This is a genomic window from Priestia sp. J2 (assembly GCF_020790095.1).
GTDB lineage: Bacteria > Bacillota > Bacilli > Bacillales > Bacillaceae_H > Priestia > Priestia zanthoxyli.
In genome coordinates this window covers 1,069,280-1,086,001 of the sequence record NZ_CP086208.1, presented here as the reverse complement: position 1 = coordinate 1,086,001, position 16,722 = coordinate 1,069,280, and the positions used below count along the sequence as shown (strand labels likewise).

20 protein-coding genes and 1 riboswitch are annotated in these 16,722 nt (G+C 37.0%); of the genes, 9 read left to right on the top strand and 11 right to left on the bottom strand.

What is annotated here, in order from left to right:
• Positions 1-5: 5 nt before the first annotated feature.
• The 5 genes from LJY09_RS05555 to LJY09_RS05535 form a co-directional block, all read right to left on the bottom strand.
• Complete coding sequence (locus LJY09_RS05555; protein WP_228307556.1) at positions 6-500, bottom strand: acyltransferase; 495 nt, start codon at positions 498-500, stop codon at positions 6-8.
• Between the two features lie 17 nt (positions 501-517).
• Complete coding sequence (locus LJY09_RS05550; RefSeq protein ID WP_228307555.1) at positions 518-1,531, bottom strand: glycosyltransferase family 8 protein; 1,014 nt, start codon at positions 1,529-1,531, stop codon at positions 518-520.
• A 46-nt stretch (positions 1,532-1,577) separates the two neighbouring features.
• Complete coding sequence (locus LJY09_RS05545) at positions 1,578-2,252, bottom strand: sugar transferase (protein WP_177563418.1); 675 nt, start codon at positions 2,250-2,252, stop codon at positions 1,578-1,580.
• Between the two features lie 14 nt (positions 2,253-2,266).
• Complete coding sequence (galU, locus tag LJY09_RS05540; RefSeq protein ID WP_228307554.1) at positions 2,267-3,154, bottom strand: UTP--glucose-1-phosphate uridylyltransferase GalU; 888 nt, start codon at positions 3,152-3,154, stop codon at positions 2,267-2,269.
• Positions 3,155-3,473: 319 nt separating this feature from the next.
• The gene (locus LJY09_RS05535) at positions 3,474-4,241 is read right to left on the bottom strand and encodes a tyrosine-protein phosphatase (protein WP_228307553.1); all 768 of its coding nucleotides are present in this window, start codon (positions 4,239-4,241) and stop codon (positions 3,474-3,476) included.
• 543 nt (positions 4,242-4,784) lie between these two features.
• On the opposite strand from LJY09_RS05535, the gene LJY09_RS05530 reads away from it, so the two are divergent.
• Positions 4,785-5,231: a VanZ family protein gene (locus LJY09_RS05530; protein WP_225049583.1), complete on the top strand. Its 447-nt coding sequence runs from the start codon at positions 4,785-4,787 to the stop codon at positions 5,229-5,231.
• 55 nt (positions 5,232-5,286) lie between these two features.
• Here LJY09_RS05530 and LJY09_RS05525 read toward each other — a convergent pair whose 3' ends face one another.
• Genes LJY09_RS05525 through LJY09_RS27595 form a run of 3 tightly spaced genes read right to left on the bottom strand, consistent with a single transcriptional unit; the run spans position 5,287 to position 7,001 of the window.
• The gene (locus tag LJY09_RS05525; protein WP_266105062.1) at positions 5,287-5,784 is read right to left on the bottom strand and encodes a methyl-accepting chemotaxis protein; all 498 of its coding nucleotides are present in this window, start codon (positions 5,782-5,784) and stop codon (positions 5,287-5,289) included.
• On the bottom strand, positions 5,720-6,916 hold the full coding sequence (locus tag LJY09_RS27600) for a methyl-accepting chemotaxis protein (protein ID WP_266105061.1): 1,197 nt from the start codon (positions 6,914-6,916) through the stop codon (positions 5,720-5,722). Before LJY09_RS27600 ends, LJY09_RS05525 begins: the two co-directional genes overlap by 65 nt.
• The gene (locus LJY09_RS27595; protein ID WP_266105060.1) at positions 6,840-7,001 is read right to left on the bottom strand and encodes an MCP four helix bundle domain-containing protein; all 162 of its coding nucleotides are present in this window, start codon (positions 6,999-7,001) and stop codon (positions 6,840-6,842) included. Before LJY09_RS27595 ends, LJY09_RS27600 begins: the two co-directional genes overlap by 77 nt.
• A gap of 629 nt (positions 7,002-7,630) precedes the next feature.
• Here LJY09_RS27595 and LJY09_RS05515 point away from each other — a divergent pair.
• The gene (locus LJY09_RS05515; RefSeq protein ID WP_228307552.1) at positions 7,631-7,981 is read left to right on the top strand and encodes an XRE family transcriptional regulator; all 351 of its coding nucleotides are present in this window, start codon (positions 7,631-7,633) and stop codon (positions 7,979-7,981) included.
• A 99-nt stretch (positions 7,982-8,080) separates the two neighbouring features.
• Positions 8,081-8,167: riboswitch (cyclic di-GMP riboswitch) on the top strand.
• A gap of 20 nt (positions 8,168-8,187) precedes the next feature.
• Complete coding sequence (locus tag LJY09_RS05510) at positions 8,188-8,310, top strand: anti-repressor SinI family protein (RefSeq protein WP_228307551.1); 123 nt, start codon at positions 8,188-8,190, stop codon at positions 8,308-8,310.
• A gap of 123 nt (positions 8,311-8,433) precedes the next feature.
• Here the strand turns inward: LJY09_RS05510 and LJY09_RS05505 are convergent, their stop codons facing one another.
• Positions 8,434-9,225: a histidinol-phosphatase HisJ family protein gene (locus LJY09_RS05505; RefSeq protein ID WP_228307550.1), complete on the bottom strand. Its 792-nt coding sequence runs from the start codon at positions 9,223-9,225 to the stop codon at positions 8,434-8,436.
• A gap of 220 nt (positions 9,226-9,445) precedes the next feature.
• Here LJY09_RS05505 and LJY09_RS05500 point away from each other — a divergent pair, with 220 nt between their 5' ends.
• Positions 9,446-10,003: an HPP family protein gene (locus tag LJY09_RS05500; RefSeq protein WP_228307549.1), complete on the top strand. Its 558-nt coding sequence runs from the start codon at positions 9,446-9,448 to the stop codon at positions 10,001-10,003.
• Between the two features lie 106 nt (positions 10,004-10,109).
• On the opposite strand, the gene LJY09_RS05495 is transcribed toward LJY09_RS05500, so the two are convergent.
• Positions 10,110-11,576: a zinc ribbon domain-containing protein gene (locus tag LJY09_RS05495; RefSeq protein WP_228307548.1), complete on the bottom strand. Its 1,467-nt coding sequence runs from the start codon at positions 11,574-11,576 to the stop codon at positions 10,110-10,112.
• Positions 11,577-11,630: 54 nt separating this feature from the next.
• Positions 11,631-12,536 carry a zinc ribbon domain-containing protein gene (locus LJY09_RS05490; protein WP_116741476.1) on the bottom strand — a complete coding sequence of 302 codons (906 nt, stop codon included), beginning with the start codon at positions 12,534-12,536 and terminating at the stop codon, positions 11,631-11,633.
• A 378-nt stretch (positions 12,537-12,914) separates the two neighbouring features.
• On the opposite strand from LJY09_RS05490, the gene LJY09_RS05485 reads away from it, so the two are divergent.
• The 5 genes from LJY09_RS05485 (at position 12,915) to LJY09_RS05465 (ending at position 16,654) form a co-directional block, all read left to right on the top strand.
• Positions 12,915-13,619, top strand: coding sequence for a DUF969 domain-containing protein (locus LJY09_RS05485; protein WP_208732651.1), 705 nt, complete (start codon positions 12,915-12,917; stop codon positions 13,617-13,619).
• Positions 13,620-14,585, top strand: a complete 966-nt coding sequence (locus LJY09_RS05480; protein ID WP_228307547.1) for a DUF979 domain-containing protein — start codon at positions 13,620-13,622, stop codon at positions 14,583-14,585.
• Between the two features lie 14 nt (positions 14,586-14,599).
• Entirely contained in the window at positions 14,600-15,241 is a 642-nt protein-coding gene (gene pcp, locus LJY09_RS05475) for a pyroglutamyl-peptidase I (protein WP_228307546.1), read from the top strand.
• 227 nt (positions 15,242-15,468) lie between these two features.
• Complete coding sequence (locus tag LJY09_RS05470; protein ID WP_208732654.1) at positions 15,469-16,194, top strand: flagellin N-terminal helical domain-containing protein; 726 nt, start codon at positions 15,469-15,471, stop codon at positions 16,192-16,194.
• A gap of 325 nt (positions 16,195-16,519) precedes the next feature.
• A complete protein-coding gene (locus LJY09_RS05465; RefSeq protein WP_071276448.1) occupies positions 16,520-16,654 on the top strand; it encodes a flagellin in 135 nt (44 codons plus the stop codon).
• Positions 16,655-16,722 lie beyond the last annotated feature (68 nt).

The following is a 16,722-nucleotide window of genomic DNA, read 5'->3' as shown; positions in this document are numbered from 1 at the left end:
AAGATTTAACTTTTATTAATAATTTCAGTTTTTGATAATTCTTGATTTACAACCACTATAGTACAATTAGGAACTTCTCCTTTTATGATGCAGCCTGCACCTATAACACAATTATTTCCTATCTTAGCTCCTTTTAAAATTGTAACATTGCTACCAATCCAACAATTATCTCCTATAAAAATTTCACCATTTGAATATCCCTGATTTTTTATAAGAACATTTTGATCCTTAAAACGATGATTATGATCATAAATTTTTACATTTTCGCCAAAAATAGTACCGTTTCCTATTTTTATTTTTTTATTTGAAAAGATTGAGCAATAGTTGTTAAAAAAACAATTATCTCCTATTTCAACCTTTCCATCTTTACCAATCATAATTTCAAATGATTTTCTAAAGGTAAATTTTTCACCAAATACAAATTGCTTTGAATAGATCCCCTTTAAGAAAACTTTTTTTATTGCAGCATTTATATGATAGATTAACTTGAGGAATAACATTTATTTCGCCTCTCCTACTATATACGATACTTGATTTTTTCATAGATAGGTCTTCCATATGCCTGAATGATACCTGACAGTCTTATTGAAAAATATCTTGGTAAATTATTAAATAGTTTAAGATACAACGCTTTTATCTTACTGGAATTATAACTTTTAACTGTTTCATTGTACCAGGGGCTCAACTTTTTATACTTATCCCATTTTTCTTTTTCTGGATGTGTGCTCCCCTCAATCCACGGTCTTCTCGAAGCAAAACTCGAAGTAAAATGAATAAGATAGGGTTCTCTTAATGCATTAATTATCTTTTCTTCACTATAGTAATATGGGGGCTTTCGATAAACTAGCATCTCTTTATAATTAAAATCATAAAACAGCGTAATAACATTATACTTTGGGTCCATAATTTGAATTTCATTTGACAATATAGCTCCAAGAGCTCCTTGATCACCTTGAGGTATTAGTCCATCATATCTCTTTATAAATGCTAATAATTTTTTCTCAATTTCCTTACCTTTCCATTTATCTAAGTCAATAAGCATAACGCCTGAGTTGATCAATATATCATTTTTTTGCAAACCTAAGTTTTTTCGATATAACGATCCAAATGAATCCAGCAAAGCCGCTGCTGTTTTATTTTCTAAATCTATATTCCAAAGCGAATCAAGTGGTCTGTTAATTATAATATCACAGTCTAAATATAAAACCTTTTTAACATTTTCAGGTAAAACACTGGAAATAAACAATCTAGAAAACTGACTTGAAGACCCTCTATCTAATTTAACTTCTAAGCCCATTACACTATTTATATCAGGAGTTTTTATCCACAAGGGTCTTACTCGGCCGTAATTCGCAGCAATATTCTCTACTTTCTGTTTGTTATCTTCGCTTATTTCACTTTCTAATATGTATAGGTGAATTTGATCCATATTAACGTTGTTTTCATATAAAGATATTATTGAAATTCCCATTACATCAGCAAAATTATTATCACTTGCATATACTACATGAATTTCATTTGCCTTTTTCACTAGCGATACATCCTTTATATTTATTACTTTTTTATTTCCGAAATTTTTAATAGGCATTACTATTGCTAAAAATAACTTTTATTGTCATTCCTATAATCCATAAGTCCATTTTTAATGATCTATTAACTATATACTTTAAATCTAATTCAACCATCTCTTCAAAACCCACAGAGTTCCTATCTGTACATTGCCATAGACCAGTACAACCAGGTAGTATTAATAACCTTTGCATTTGATAAGGAGTGTATAACTCTACTTCCCTTTTAAGTGGTGGACGGGGCCCTACTAAACTCATATCACCTTTTAAAACATTAAATAGTTGAGGTAATTCATCAATAGATGTTTTCCTTATAAATTTACCTATCTTTGTAATACGAGGGTCTTCTTTCATTTTAAACATTGCTCCGCTAACCTCATTGTACTTTAATAGTGCCTCCAACTTTGCTTCTGCATCATGAACCATCGAGCGAAATTTATACATTTTAAATTCAGCTCCATTTCGCCCAATTCTGGTTTGAGAAAAGAAGACCCTCCCTTTTGGATCTTCTAACTTAATCAAGATTGCAACAATGATGAATAACCAGCTAAGGCAAGCAATACCAATTAGGGCACCACAAAAGTCAAAAAATCGTTTCCACTTTTCATATTGATGTTGAGAAGAAAGCTCTTTTTCAATTGCAGGTTGTATACACGGGATACTTTGCTCTGCTATGTTTCTCATTCATTTACCTCTCTCTACATTTTTATTTTTACTGTCTGACGTTCCACTAGCTCCGCCATTATATTAATAATATCTTCCCGTAAATCCTCATGTTGCAGTGCAAATTCAATCGTAGTTTCAATAAATCCTAATTTTTCTCCTACATCATAACGGCGACCTTCAAAATCATAAGCAAATACACGTTGAATTTCATTTAACCTTTGAATTGCATCCGTCAGCTGAATTTCACCACCAGCACCTACTTCTTGTTCTTCTAAAAACTTAAAGATTTCAGGAGTGAACACGTAGCGTCCCATAATAGCTAAATTGGAAGGTGCCGTACCTGGTGCTGGCTTTTCCACAAATGTGTTCACTTGATGACGGCGACCGTCGTTTGAAATCGGATCAACAATTCCGTAGCGATGTGTTTGGTTATCAGGTACCGTCTGAACGCCGATTACAGAAGATAGTGTTTGTTCATATTCATTCATCAGCTGACGAAGACAAGGCGTTTCAGCTTGGACAATATCATCACCCAACAATACAGCAAATGGCTCATCTCCAATAAATTTACGTGCGCACCATACAGCATGACCTAATCCTTTTGGTTCTTTTTGACGAATATAGTGAATGTCCACGTTCGATGATTGTCGTACTTTTTCCAAAATATCGAACTTCTCTTTTGAAACTAAGTTATTTTCTAATTCAGGTGCAAAGTCAAAGTGATCTTCGATTGCTCGTTTTCCTTTTCCCGTTACGATAATAATATCTTCAATCCCTGACTCGATGGCTTCTTCAACAATATATTGGATCGTCGGCTTATCGACAATCGGAAGCATTTCTTTTGGCATTGCTTTTGTTGCTGGTAGGAAGCGTGTTCCTAGCCCTGCAGCTGGAATAATTGCTTTTCTTACTTTTTTCATCATTCATCATCCCTCATTCTCTATTTTTAGCATCTCGTTTGTGTATTTTAGGTATGTACGAGATGTAAATACTTATGGAAACGCTGTAATTTTACAGATTTTCCATAAGTATTTACACAATTAAATATTGGGCATCTAACCCCCCCTCACACCATACTCCTGACAACAACATGTGTCTAAGGTGTTTTACACCCACAGTACAGTCGAGTATCTCCTTTGATAGTGGTTAGGAGATATCACCATTTTATAACTAGTATTGAATGGTAAACTAGTTTAACTAAAAAACGAAGTAAGTTGTCAGAAACTATCCTACTAGAAGTTAAAAAATCCCTAAAAACTTTTTCTTCTTCACCTTCTCCGGTGTATCTTTAAAACAAGCACTGCCATTGACAATCGCTTCTGCATTTTCTTGAAACAAATACAGCATATCCATCCCATATTCAGCAGAAATAAGTTCATTTGCTTCCTGCATGTGAAAATTTCGTCCTGAGATATTATGAGCATCAGATGCAATCATGTGCGTTAAGTTTGCATCAATTAAGTCCATGGAAAACTTTTTAACTTTTTTACCAAACCGTCCTGTTAAGCTGGATGCTGTAACTTGTGTCATAGCTCCTTTGTTAACGAGGTTGTATAAGATATCCGGATCTTCTAGTAAGCGGCTATTTCGCTCGGGATGAACAATAATCGGCGTTAGCCCTTCTGCTTGCACATCGTATAGCAAACGTTCTGTAAACCGCGGAACTTGGCTTGATGGAAATTCTACAAACACATATTTATTAGTAGAATTTAAGGTGAGAATCTTACCATTTCGATAGTCTTCGATCATTTCTCCGTATATCCGACTCTCTTGACCTGGTAATATTGTAAGAGGAATATTCTCTTGAAGTAGTTGTTCGTTTAACACAGCAACTCGTTGTAAAATCTCATTTTTCTCATTTATGTATCTACCATTTTGGTGATGAGGGGTTGCGACAATTGTATGAATTCCTTCAGAAACTGCTTGCCTTGCCATATCTAAGCTGTCTTCCATTGTTTGTGCGCCGTCATCAATACCAGGCAGTATATGACAGTGAAGATCAATCATTCCTCAGTATCCTCCTTGTACCTAAAGACCCATAAAATTTATTTCATGCTTATGAAATACTACCATAGGCATACTATAGGTTCAACGTCTTATTTTGTCGAATGTTGTCAAAAGGATCAAAAAAGCGCTTTTTATGCCGTTATTTGTATCTGAAATAGTGCTTACTATCTATTTTTAACATTGTGATTATATATTAAATTATTTGAATAAACTAGTTATATTTGAAAAAAAATCTTTGTATTGTATATTATTCCTTCTGTTTATTTTATCAGTAAAAGTATGACAATTATTGAGTCAACCGAATTATTTCTTATAAAAATTCTAATAAATTAAATTATTTTCTGGAGAGTAATTGAAAACGCAATCATATCTATTACTATACTATTTTTAACATCCTCTCTTATTATCGTATAGTCAAAAGGACTCGACTCATCGTAGGTAATTAGATATAATGCTAAAAGGTTCCTTTTGAAATTCTTGCAATTTCCCTTTCTGTTCTTTATCATTAAGTGAAAAATTTGTAGAGAAAAGAGTTATATTATAATGTTAAAACGGGTTTTATTAGTTCTTTTACTTTTATCTATCTCAAAGTTCTCACACACTCCTCATTTGTTAGTAACCGATCCTTCTACGTGGAGAAATTCTTCCGTTTGGGATCATACTGCTACGCTTTGGTCCATTCTGCGTCCTGGAAGTGAATTTTATACGTCCTATACATATGGCTTTAATTTAGAATTCATTCTTCGAAAAATTGCTCACCTTTCTTTTTTCGGCATGCTGGGGCTGCTTTTTTACTGGAATTTAAAGAAACAGCGCTATCGCTACGTAAAAGCATGGCTTTGTCTAGCAGCATTTGCTTTCTTAGATGAAGTTCACCAAGCTTTTATTATCGGACGAGACGGACGAATCGTAGATGTGATGATTGATTCATTAGGAGGAGCTATTTTATTGTTCATCCTGTATCGAGTGAGAAAGTCTGCAGCCAAGTAAGAATCTTTTTAAGACTGTAAGCAAAAAGCATAGAGCGCCCGCTCCATGCTTTTTTTTATATTTTAAATTTGGTAATGAGTCCTTGCAACTCTTCTGACATATTGGCTAAATCCATTGCCGATGAAGCAATTTCTTCCATGGATGCCAGCTGTTCTTCCGTTGTAGCCGATATGTTTTGCGCGCCGGCTGCCGCTTCTCCAGCGATGCCGTTGACTTCGTGAATTGCCTGCTGAACGTCTAGCGTATCTTTGGCTAAGTTATGAATAGCACTTTCTATCTCCTTAATTTGGTCCACTACATGCTGTACCGCTTCGTTAATTTGTATAAACGACGTACCTGCTTGTTCCACTACCACTAGACCTTCTTTTACTTCTTTCGTTGTAGTAGTCATCGACTGCAGCGTAAGAGCTGTTTCACTTTGAATGAGTGCAACGAGATCCTTAATTTGATGCGCTGAGTTGGATGAACCTTCTGCTAGCTTTCGTACTTCACTTGCTACAACCGCAAAACCTTTTCCATGTTCTCCCTGCTCTTGCTGCTTCAATAGCTGCATTAAGAGCAAGCAGATTCGTTTGATCGGCAATGTTTGTAATAACATCGTTAATTTGACTAATTTTAGCCGAGTGTTCGCTAAGACCTTGAAATACAGCTGAAAGTTCGGTGACATTTTTGTTAATTGATTTCATTTGTTTGGCCGTTATTTTAACGGTGGTTGTTCCTTCATTTGAAACAGCAGCTGTGTTGAGTGCTCGTTTGGTGATTTGTTCGACGTTTTCAACAACTTTGGATGTTTGGTTCGTAATGCGGTGAATAATGGTGGAGCTTTCTTGAATTTGATGCACTTGATGATTCGATCCTGAGGCTAGTTTTTCAGTAATGGTTGAGATATGTTCAATGGCGCTGTTGTTTTGTTCTGCGCTGGCGCTTAGTTCTTCTGAAGAAGCCGCAACCGTTGATGAAATGTTTCCAACGGACATCATCATTTCTTTTAATCCGCCAATCATTTTGTTAAATGAAGCTGTCAGCAAACCAATTTCATCTTTGGACTCGTAGGTTCCTTGCACTTGTAAATCCCCGTCTTTTGCTGCTTCCATAAGGTTTTTAATATTTTTTAACGGTTTCGTAATCATGCGTGCAATCAGAAGTCCAACGGCTATTGTAAGCAGGATAACCAGCGCGCTGATAAGTAGCAAAGTGGTAACGGCTGATTTTATACTTTCCTTATTTTTCTGGTAGATGCTTTTTGCTTCGTCATTATTTATGGTCTGAAGATCATCTAACGTTTGATTTACGGTCTTGCGAAGTGCTGCTATTTTTTTTGAAAAAACATCATAAGCTTCGTCTTCCTTCTTATCTTGAGCAAGCCGTATAACTTCCCTTCTCGCTTGTGTTAAGTCACCTATATTTTCCTCATAAACAGCTAGCTTTTCTTTTTCGCTATCAAGCAGAAATGTTGTTTTATACTGCGTCATAAGCTTGTTGTTTTCCGTTTCTTTTGCTCCAATTTCATCAAGACGCTGACGTTGATAGCCTTCATCTTTTGATAAAATTATTTCAAGCGTATTGGCATCAATTGCTCGGTTATTTATTCGGATTTGTCCTAACTGTCTAATTGGCTGCAGGCAATCCCTTATACATAGATTCCGAGCTGTCAGCAATTCGCTGCGTGTAAAAATAGCTAACAACTGCGACTGCAATAAGTGAAATCGTTGAAATTGCAACCATAACTAATAGCTTTCGATAAATACTTAGATTGCGCAATGCCCCCATAACGTATCCCCTTTTCCACCGATTTGTTTTCTTGCTTCCACTTTCCCCTTTCGTAATATCTATCGGTCATAGGGTTTGTCTTATCCAGAGTATAGTCGTGAAATATTGTTAACGAAAACATGTGCCAATCCAGTCAGCGTACTTTTGTTAATGAAAGATACTTACACTCATATTAATAATTGATTTTCAATCTTTTCGACTACCATACCTACTATTTTTTATTGGATTATCACTCGCTGCAACCATAATACTGTAGTAAACGCGTCCACTTTCTTCTATATAATACTTAACAACCCAAGCCGCTACTTTTCGAACAGTGTAGATATTCATACTATTAGACACTGCACCAAGCTCACATCTCATTTTATCTGTTTCAAACTCAAGCTGTTTATAAAGAGCAGCTTGAATTCACATTTCATCATATTAACCTTTCTTACCTTATACGGTTCTAGGTTTATTGTGGAGGGTATATGAATCAACCATGAACTCCAATAAAGACTTTCGAACTACGAAATTACTTATTCACCCAAATTATATTCGTTATAAAGAACCTTTTTTGTCTTTAATAACATAAAACACAATAATATGCGTTATAATGAACAAAAAAGCACAAAAAGGATGAATTCGACGTGATAGGAACCAAAATTAAAAATTTACGACTAAAAAAAGGATATTCTATTACACGCTTGGCTGAAAGAGCTCGTATTTCAAAATCATATTTATCTCATTTAGAAAAAGGCCTAAACAATAACCCATCTATTCACATGCTAGAGAAAATAGCTTTTTCTCTTAATACAACAATTGATGAATTAATTGAATCAGGAAGCAGAGATTTTGTATTTTCTTCAAAACTATCTCTAAACAACGAGTGGCTTTATTTAATAGAGGAAGCAATCAACGATGGAATGACCAAAGAGGAATTTACTGAATTTCACTCCTATTTAAAGTTTCGCAAAAAAATGAATACATTAGTTGACTAATTATTTGATTTTTTATGACAATCGACCTATTTCGACAGCATTCATGACAAACATACTATATAATGAATATAGGTTATATATGGTAACTATTACAAATTATCCAGACAAAGGCAAAATTATTGAAAAATAGTGACGCAAAGCTTCGGGTCTAAGGCCATTTTTGGCTATGATGGCTGAGTTCCCTGGCAAAGGGTGGATGAATCGTAATGAAAGAAGAGAATGTACTGTCAATCGATCAAGAGTGGGTAAGTCTTATGCAAACAGCTCGCGCCATGGGGCTGACCATAGAAGAAGTCCGAACGTTTTTAAAAGATTTTAAGCAGAATTGAATACAAAAAGCACGCTCAGATCAGAGCGTGCTTTTTGTATTTTATGCTCATTATTCTTCTACCATTTCCTCATAGAAACACGTGTATAAAAAACGCTTGAAGCAGATGTGAAACACCATTTTATTAAATACGAATTCCTTTTGGCTGACGCTGGTCAAACGTATAAATCTCCGTAAATCCGCACTGTTTCGCCATTTCAACCGCTTCTTTCATATGAGCTCCTACCGTTTCAGCAAAGTGTGAATCAGATCCAATCGTTAAGATTTCTCCGCCTAAATCGCGGTACAGCCCAACAACTTCAAGTGCCGGCAATGCTTCGCCCAGCTTTCCTCTTATACCTGAAGTGTTAATTTCAATTCCAATATTGCGATCAATTGCTTTTCTCAAAATATCCGCAAGAATATCTTTAAATTGATGAAAGTCGTAAATACCATATTGCTCAAACGCATAGCGCTTCATTAAATCTAAATGAGCCAAGACATCAATATCCGCTTCGCTTACTAGCTTATACATTTCGTTAAAATAAGCGCGGTAAATTGCTTCTTTATCGTTCAGCTCCAAATGTTTACGAAGCTTGATGTTATTAATGTTATGAACCGATCCTAAAATAAAATCAAAGTTCTCTTGCTTCATCGTTTCTTGATACTTCTCTTTTAAATAGTGCGGCTCGCAAATTTCAATTCCTTTTTTAATTACTAGCTGGCCTTGAAATTGATCTCTGCATTCCCCTAGTTCTCGTTCATATTTATCAAAATCCATATGACCGTACGTTGGCGCTAATGGATTTAATGAAAAGTGCTCGGTAAAACAAATTTCGTTTACACCGTTTTTCACAGCCTGTTCGCACACTTCTTTCATGACTGCCTGTGAGTCGAATGAATTGTTTGTGTGATGATGGTAGTCTACTAGATACATAATTTAGTCACCTCTAGGTTTATTATACATCTCTCCTGTACTTACTGCACACGGAGACCCTTTTTCCCTCTATCACGCCTTTTTAGATTCATAAAAAGAATTTCCACTAAAAAAAGTCGTTTTTCCTCTTTTAGTAATCCTTCTTTTCTTATAAACTAACTTATTATAGCAGATGTTCTGACAAACAGCTTTTACTTACACTAGGGAAAGGAACTAGGAAATGGAAGTTGAAAAAAGTTTTTCTCAAACAAAAAGCCCCTTTATGTCTTACTTAAGCTCTTATGCTAAAAAGATGAAAGGAGAACTAAAAGAAGAACCGAAAATCAATTATAGAGACGCAGTCGTTTCTTCTATCGGAGGCTTAATTGCGATTATCATCAGCAGCGCGATTGCACTAGCTCTGGGTTATCCAATGGCACTCGCTCCAATTGGTGCAACTTGCGTACTTGTCTTCGGTGCTCATAAAGGGCCTTTATCACAGCCGCGCCACGTGCTTGGAGGGCACTTACTAGCAACGGTTTCTGCACTTATTATTTGGAGTTTATTTCACCGAAGCCTTATTACGATTGCGATTGTGCTTGCTTTTGTTCTTATTTTAATGATTCTTACCAAAACCGTTCATCCTCCCGCTGCGGCTAGCGCGATTGTTGCAATTAATACTCAAGCAGGCTGGGGATATTTAGGTATTATTATGATTTGTGCATGTGTGGTCGTATTGATTTCTACTGTGTATAACAATTTATTTCAGGATCGGCAGTATCCCAGGTATTGGGTTTGATATTGGGACTTATACATAAAAAAGACGTCTTCTCATGGAAGACGTCTTTTTTTATTTGTTATTTCCTACTACGTTTTTTGCTTTTCTAGGGTCTATTTATCAGCTTTTATTTTACTTCCGTTGAACTAATAAGCTGATAAACTCCCAAACTTCCATCAGATAATGCTTTTACTTTATGAATACTGTTGAATTTTTTGTATTTAACAGATCCGTCTCCGTACGAAATATCATACTCTTCTGTTGTATATACTTTATACATAGAGTCATCTAATTTTGTTACTCTATTTACGTTAAAACTTAATAAATCTTCTGTTATTCCTTTTTTGATTAGGTAAGCGGTATAATCTTTTTGTTCCTTGTATTTTGGTCCGTTAGTATCGATATAAGGCTCTGCAACAGAAAAGTCTCCACTGTTAATTGAGGAAATTGTAGCGTACATATATTGTTCGATAAAACTAGAAACTTCACTAGTAGATACTCCAGAATTGACTTTTGAACCTTTGTCCGTTGTCTCTTGATTCTTAGAAGGAGCCGATGCTTTTGCCGTAGCTTCTGTCGTATTTTCTTCATCAAAATTAAGCGCAACATCTTCCATACCTTTTTTTATTGATACTTCTTCCGTTTTCTTTTCTCCACGTTTTGCGTATAGTTTTACTGAACCGTCCATTGGCAGTGGACCTAGATAATCAATATCGCTAATTTTTGTTTTTGTGTCTTTACCATTAACGTACAGCGTCGCGTCATCATAATCTGAAGAGATGTATACTGCATGATCTGACCAGTCAAACTCCACGTTCACATCTTCTCCGTTGGTGGCTTCAACCTCTTGTTCGTTTTCAACTTTTCCATAATCATTTTGCACTTCACCTTTTACGGTATGCGTACCAGGTAAAAATGGACCAATCTTTTTAGAAGAGTCACTGCTTACCGTTCCAGCTTTTTGACCGTCAATATATACTACTGTCGCATCTTCTGTAGACTGAGCTTTTGCATATACAGGGTTTATTTGTACCGTGTAATGATCAAAGATTCCCCATTTCTTTCCGTCTTGTTCTAACTTAGCGTATGAAGAGTAATCTTCGCTTGGAACTCCTGCTTCAAGCGCTCTGCTATCTGCCGCTAACCCTTCAGAGATTGATTTCATTACATCCGGATTTTCGTGCAAATATGTAATAAATGATTTTGTTTGCTCATCGTTGGCTTCTAATTGAATTTGACCATCATTTACATATTTTTTTACTCTATCAACGTCATTGCCCTTTACTGAAGCAATAAATTTTTCTGACACGGCTTTAGGCGCCATCATTGTTTTATCTATTCCGTAATAAGCGCCGCCAAGTATAGCAGCTGCTGCTATAACTGAAATGGCTATAACCTTTGTTTTTTTATTTGAAGGCTTTACTGATTCGCGTCTCTCCTCTGCTGAAGATGATGCCGATTCTGCGTAACGCTGTGATGCCGCTACTTCACTAGAAGCCGCTTTCCTTTCGACGGGATGTCCACACTCTGGACAAAATTGATGCTCATTTGTTAACTGATGGCCACACTCTTTACAATATCCCAACTTACACACTCCTTTTTATAGTGTTATGAAAAAGCATCGCTGTGCACGATGCTTTCTGTCGACTTAAAATAAATCATTTAATTCACTGCTGTTTCCCATTCTTGTAATAATGTTTTTGGCTTCTTCTCCTAAACCATTCGCAATAAACGTCAGCACAATCGTAATGACTACATATACAATAAGAGTGCTATAGATACGATCAAGCCCATTTGTTCCGCTTTGCTTAAAGCTAGCAATGGTAAATGGAACTACAAGGAAAATGCTCAGCAAACCAAAATTCATAAAATAAGAGAAGTATTCAACGTGAAGAAATGCAAGCACAAGCCCAATTAAAAGAAGAGCTGTTGGAATAATTAAAAACGTGCCAAAGCGTGAGAAAAATTCTTTAAAAGAAACGTCTACCTTTCCAAACTTTGCTACAACATATGTTGCTCCAATAATAATTGCAAGTCCAATAAAAATGAAGATACCTTGTTTAAAGACAAAATCGGTAAAATTGAAGTGAATGATACTGTTGATATCTGTGGCTTTTATCAAATCAGCGCCTGTATTAAAATCCTCCATGTCGGATGGAGCCAGCTCTTCACTGATAATAGGAAGCTTGAACATGCTTCGAACAAATTGAATCAACAATAGCTTCCAGCCTACATACAGCATAATAGGTATACTAAGAGCATAAAGAATGACTGTGATAAGAGCATTAACGAATTGGCTTTCGCCTGCTGCTTGTGCTGTAGCTGTTGGATTTTTAATTCCTTCTGCAAAATAACTAAAAAATGATTTTGACACTTTTTTCGCCTGACGAACACGCTGATTAGGTTGTTGAGGCGCATACGCTGGTTGCGGCTGAGGCTGATATTCAGATGCTGCTGCCGCCTGGCTTACAGCTGCCTCTTCTTGCAATTTATGACCGCACTTCACGCAAAACTTTCCGCCCTCATTAAAATGGCCGCAATTTGAGCAATTCAAATACTCCTCCCCCCCTTCAATAAATTGTTTAAAATATAGTCATATAGATTTATTTTGTTGAAATCTATATAATTCTATATTCATACCTTTTAGCATTATACACCATTTTTGGTATTTTAGGAGAAATGTTTTCAACGGATCAACTAAAAAAAATACTACCTAAACTCCCTAGCAGAATTCTTTCTTTTACTTCTGAGTCCATGGACATTATATAAATCTTCCTTCTATAATTTTGTTTCACCAATAAAACTATTTTATGCCTTAAGCATCTTGTTTTAATTTTCAGAATTGTTTATACTCGAAACATCTTTGTTTTTCTAGGAAAACAAAGGAGGTGAATTTGCAGCACGGTCTATACATACTCAAGGGGGATTTTTTATGTTGAAATTAATTGGGGTTTTGCTAGTGGCAGTGGGCTTTTTATTTCGTTTAAACACGCTGCTTGTGGTTACTGTTGCAGGCATCGTGACGGGTCTTGTGTCAGGTTTGTCACTGCATGAAGTGATTACGATGTTCGGTCAGTTCTTTGTAGATAACCGCTATATGTCTATGGCTATTTTACTTACTCTTCCTATCTTTGGCGTATTAGAAAAATACGGGTTAAAGGAACAAGCGGAAGTGTTGATTAAAAAAGCGAAAAACGCTTCTTCTGGAAATGTTTTACTTATATATCTTTTTATCCGTGAAATCTCAGCGGCAGTCGGCTTAAATATCGGAGGACATGCTCAATCCGTGCGTCCATTAGTAGCACCTATGTCTGAAGGCGCAGCTCGTGCAAAATACGGAGAGCTTCCGCCTAAAGTAAAAGAAGATATTCGCGCTCACGCAGCAGCAGCTGAAAATACGGGCTGGTTTTTCGGAGAAGATATCTTTATCGCAACGGGTGGAATTCTTTTAATGAAAGGATTCTTCGACTCTGTAGGCATTCACGTTGACGTCTGGGATATGGCGCTTTGGGGTATCCCAACAGCCATCGCAGCGCTTCTGATCAGCGCCGTTCGCTTCCGTCAGTTAGACCGACGTATTCACAAAAAAATGACGAAGCACAAACCAACACCATCTTCTAAGACGGAGGCGAGTTAAATGAAAAGCATTCTGACGCTTGATACGATTTACTACTTACTCGGCATTATCGTCGCTTTTATTGCGATTCGAATCGCACGCGACCACAATCATCCTAACCGTTTAGGATCTTCTCTATTCTGGGCACTGTTTTCCATTACGTTTTTATTTGGCAACGTCATTCCGCCTTTTTATGTAGGATGTTTAGTCATTATTATGGTGCTGCTTGCTTCATTTAATCGTGTAACTAAATCTAATGAAGCCGAAACACCTGCTGAAGAACGAGTGGCTCACGCGCAGCGATTAAAAAACAAAATCTTTTTACCGGCTTTATTTATTCCTATTTTTACAATTATCGGCACCCTTCTGTTTGGGAAAATTAAATTTGGAAACTGGGCGTTAATTGATCCAGAAAAAGTCACGTTAATTTCACTGGCAATCGCAGCCGTCATTGCATTTGCCGCTTCAATGGGCGTCACAAAAGCAAAAATGGACGTGCCTGTTAAAGAAGGAAGCCGCTTGCTTCAAGCAGTTGGCTGGGCAGTTATTTTACCGCAAATGCTCGCAGCGCTTGGCGGCATATTTTCAAAATCAGGCGTTGGAACAGTCGTTTCGGATATTGTAAGCGATATACTTCCGACTAACTATGCGTTTGTTGCTGTGCTTGCATACTGCTTAGGAATGCTGCTCTTTACGATTGTCATGGGAAATGCCTTTGCTGCGTTTGCCGTTATTACGGGAGGTATTGGACTTCCGCTGATTGTACATATGCATGGCGGAAATCCAGCGATTATGGCCGCTCTTGGCATGTTTGCTGGCTACTGCGGCACGCTTCTTACGCCAATGGCAGCCAACTTTAACATTGTACCTGCTATGCTGCTTGAATTAAAAGACAAAAACGCCGTGATTAAAGCTCAAGTACCGATTGCGCTATCCGTTTTTGTTGTTAATACGTTATTAATGTACTACCTTGTATATCACTTTTAAAGGAGACTAGTAGAATGACAACTGTATTACTAACTGGCTTTGAACCATTTGAAGGTGAAAGTATTAACCCGTCTTTAGAAGCTGTAAAAGCTTTGGACGGCGTAGCTGTTGGAGGCTATCAAATTGTTGCTAAGCCTCTTCCTACTGTGTTTGGCGAATCAATGTCAAAGCTTCATACTTATATAGAAGACATCAGCCCTTCTATCGTAATTTGCGTTGGACAAGCAGGCGGCCGAGAAGGAATTACGGTCGAACGCGTTGCGATTAACGTAGACGACGCGCGAATTCCTGACAACATCGGCCAGCAGCCTATTGACCGCGCTATCATTGAAAACGGACCTGCTGCATACTTTTCGACACTACCCATCAAAGCAGCTGTCGAAAACTTGCGCCAAGCAGGCATTCCAAGCAGCGTCTCTCAAACCGCTGGAACGTTTGTATGTAACCACATATTTTATGGGCTCATGAACATGATTCAAAACTGTTGTATTAAAGGGGGGTTTGTTCATATTCCTTACCTTCCTGAACAAGCCGTGAATCATCCGGGAAAAGCGAGCATGTCATTGGATTTGATTGTGGAGGGATTGCTTTCCATTGTAAAAACCACTATCGTAACGGAAGATGACATTTTAATTTCAGGTGGAGCTACTCATTAATACTAAAAACCAGTTCATAAAAAGAGCTGGCTTTGCTTTTTATACGCACAAAGTTTTCATCAAATAAATTAATGAAAGCTCTAAACAACCTTACCTCTCAGTCGATATATAGTATGAACGTATTTTCTCAATATGTTCAATTACTTTTATCTCGTCCAAGGGCGAGACACTTCTTGCATACAAGGATGTAAGCCAAGAAGTAAAACCATTATACGGAGGTAAGGAAAATGAGAATTAATCACAACATTACAGCTTTAAACACGTACCGCCAGTACAACACAGCTAACAACGCGCAAGCAAAATCTATGGAGAAATTATCTTCAGGTATGCGCATTAATAGTGCAGCTGATGATGCAGCAGGTCTTGCAATTTCTGAGAAAATGCGCGGGCAGATTCGTGGGTTAGATCAAGCTTCTCGTAACTCTCAGGATGGGATTTCCTTAATTCAAACAGCTGAAGGTGCACTTAACGAAACTCATGATATTCTTCAACGTATGCGTGAACTTGTAGTACAAGCCGGTAACGAAACTAATGGCGCTGATGAAAAAGGAGCAATTCAAGATGAGATTGAACAATTACAAACCGAAATCACAGGAATTTCGGATCGTACAGAGTTCAACGGAAAAAAATTACTAGATGGCAACCTAGATATGAATTTACAAATTGGTGCAAATAAAACTCAAACTTTAAATCTTAAAATAGATACAGCTTTAGATGCAGCGGGTTTAAACGTAGATTCAACAAAAGTTGATGTTACAAGCACAACTTTAACTATAGATGATCAATTAGATTCACTTGATGCAGCAATTAAAACTATTTCTGAACAACGGTCTTATCTTGGTGCCAACCAAAATAGATTAGAGCACACTGTCAATAACTTAAGTACATCATCTGAAAACCTCACAGCATCTGAATCACGTATCCGTGACGTAGATTATGCTTTAGCTGCCTAAGCAGCAACAAGCACAGTCGTCCTAGCTGGTAACGGCTAGCGAGTATAATTGGGTGAATTGCTGGAAACCCCTGAGAGCTTTTCTTACCACAACGTAGTTGGAAACGACAGGCGTGACGGTTTGAAAAAAGAAAAGATTGGGCAATCAGCAGCTAAGCTCCTGTAAGGAAACTTTGGAGAAAGTTCAACGACTAAGATAGACCGTCTAAGGCAGTGTGCTACGACGATGAAATCTGTAGGGTAAAAATATGCTGTTCCGCTTGTTTGTGCCCGAAGTGCCCAACCCCTACTTTTTTTGAGAGGGTGAAGATATAGTCTAGTCATTTGTGAAAGCAAATGTTCGCACGATGGCGAAAGAAATGATGGAACAAACAAAGAATTCAATTCTATCTCAAGCTTCTCAAGCTATGTTAAGTCAAGCAAACCAACAGCCGCAAAACGTACTTCAATTATTACGTTAATTAGTATTCTAAAAGAGTCTCCGTTACGGAGACTCTTTTTTGTCTATGATATTATTTATCTATTCCCC

Bases quoted from the DNA above. Each gene is read 5' to 3' on its own strand.
- LJY09_RS05545 (WP_177563418.1), bottom strand. From the start codon at position 2,252: ATGAGAAACATAGCAGAGCAAAGTATCCCGTGTATACAACCTGCAATT.
- LJY09_RS05535 (WP_228307553.1), bottom strand. From the start codon at position 4,241: ATGATTGATCTTCACTGTCATATACTGCCTGGTATTGATGACGGCGCA.
- LJY09_RS05470 (WP_208732654.1), top strand. From the start codon at position 15,469: ATGAGAATTAATCACAACATTACAGCTTTAAACACGTACCGCCAGTAC.
- LJY09_RS05555 (WP_228307556.1), bottom strand. From the start codon at position 500: ATGTTATTCCTCAAGTTAATCTATCATATAAATGCTGCAATAAAAAAA.
- LJY09_RS05525 (WP_266105062.1), bottom strand. From the start codon at position 5,784: ATGCAGCTATTGAAGCAGCAAGAGCAGGGAGAACATGGAAAAGGTTTT.
- LJY09_RS27595 (WP_266105060.1), bottom strand. From the start codon at position 7,001: ATGGGGGCATTGCGCAATCTAAGTATTTATCGAAAGCTATTAGTTATG.
- LJY09_RS05500 (WP_228307549.1), top strand. From the start codon at position 9,446: ATGGAAGTTGAAAAAAGTTTTTCTCAAACAAAAAGCCCCTTTATGTCT.
- galU (WP_228307554.1), bottom strand. From the start codon at position 3,154: ATGAAAAAAGTAAGAAAAGCAATTATTCCAGCTGCAGGGCTAGGAACA.
- LJY09_RS05480 (WP_228307547.1), top strand. From the start codon at position 13,620: ATGAAAAGCATTCTGACGCTTGATACGATTTACTACTTACTCGGCATT.
- LJY09_RS05530 (WP_225049583.1), top strand. From the start codon at position 4,785: ATGTTAAAACGGGTTTTATTAGTTCTTTTACTTTTATCTATCTCAAAG.
- LJY09_RS05510 (WP_228307551.1), top strand. From the start codon at position 8,188: ATGAAAGAAGAGAATGTACTGTCAATCGATCAAGAGTGGGTAAGTCTT.
- LJY09_RS05505 (WP_228307550.1), bottom strand. From the start codon at position 9,225: ATGTATCTAGTAGACTACCATCATCACACAAACAATTCATTCGACTCA.
- pcp (WP_228307546.1), top strand. From the start codon at position 14,600: ATGACAACTGTATTACTAACTGGCTTTGAACCATTTGAAGGTGAAAGT.
- LJY09_RS05485 (WP_208732651.1), top strand. From the start codon at position 12,915: ATGTTGAAATTAATTGGGGTTTTGCTAGTGGCAGTGGGCTTTTTATTT.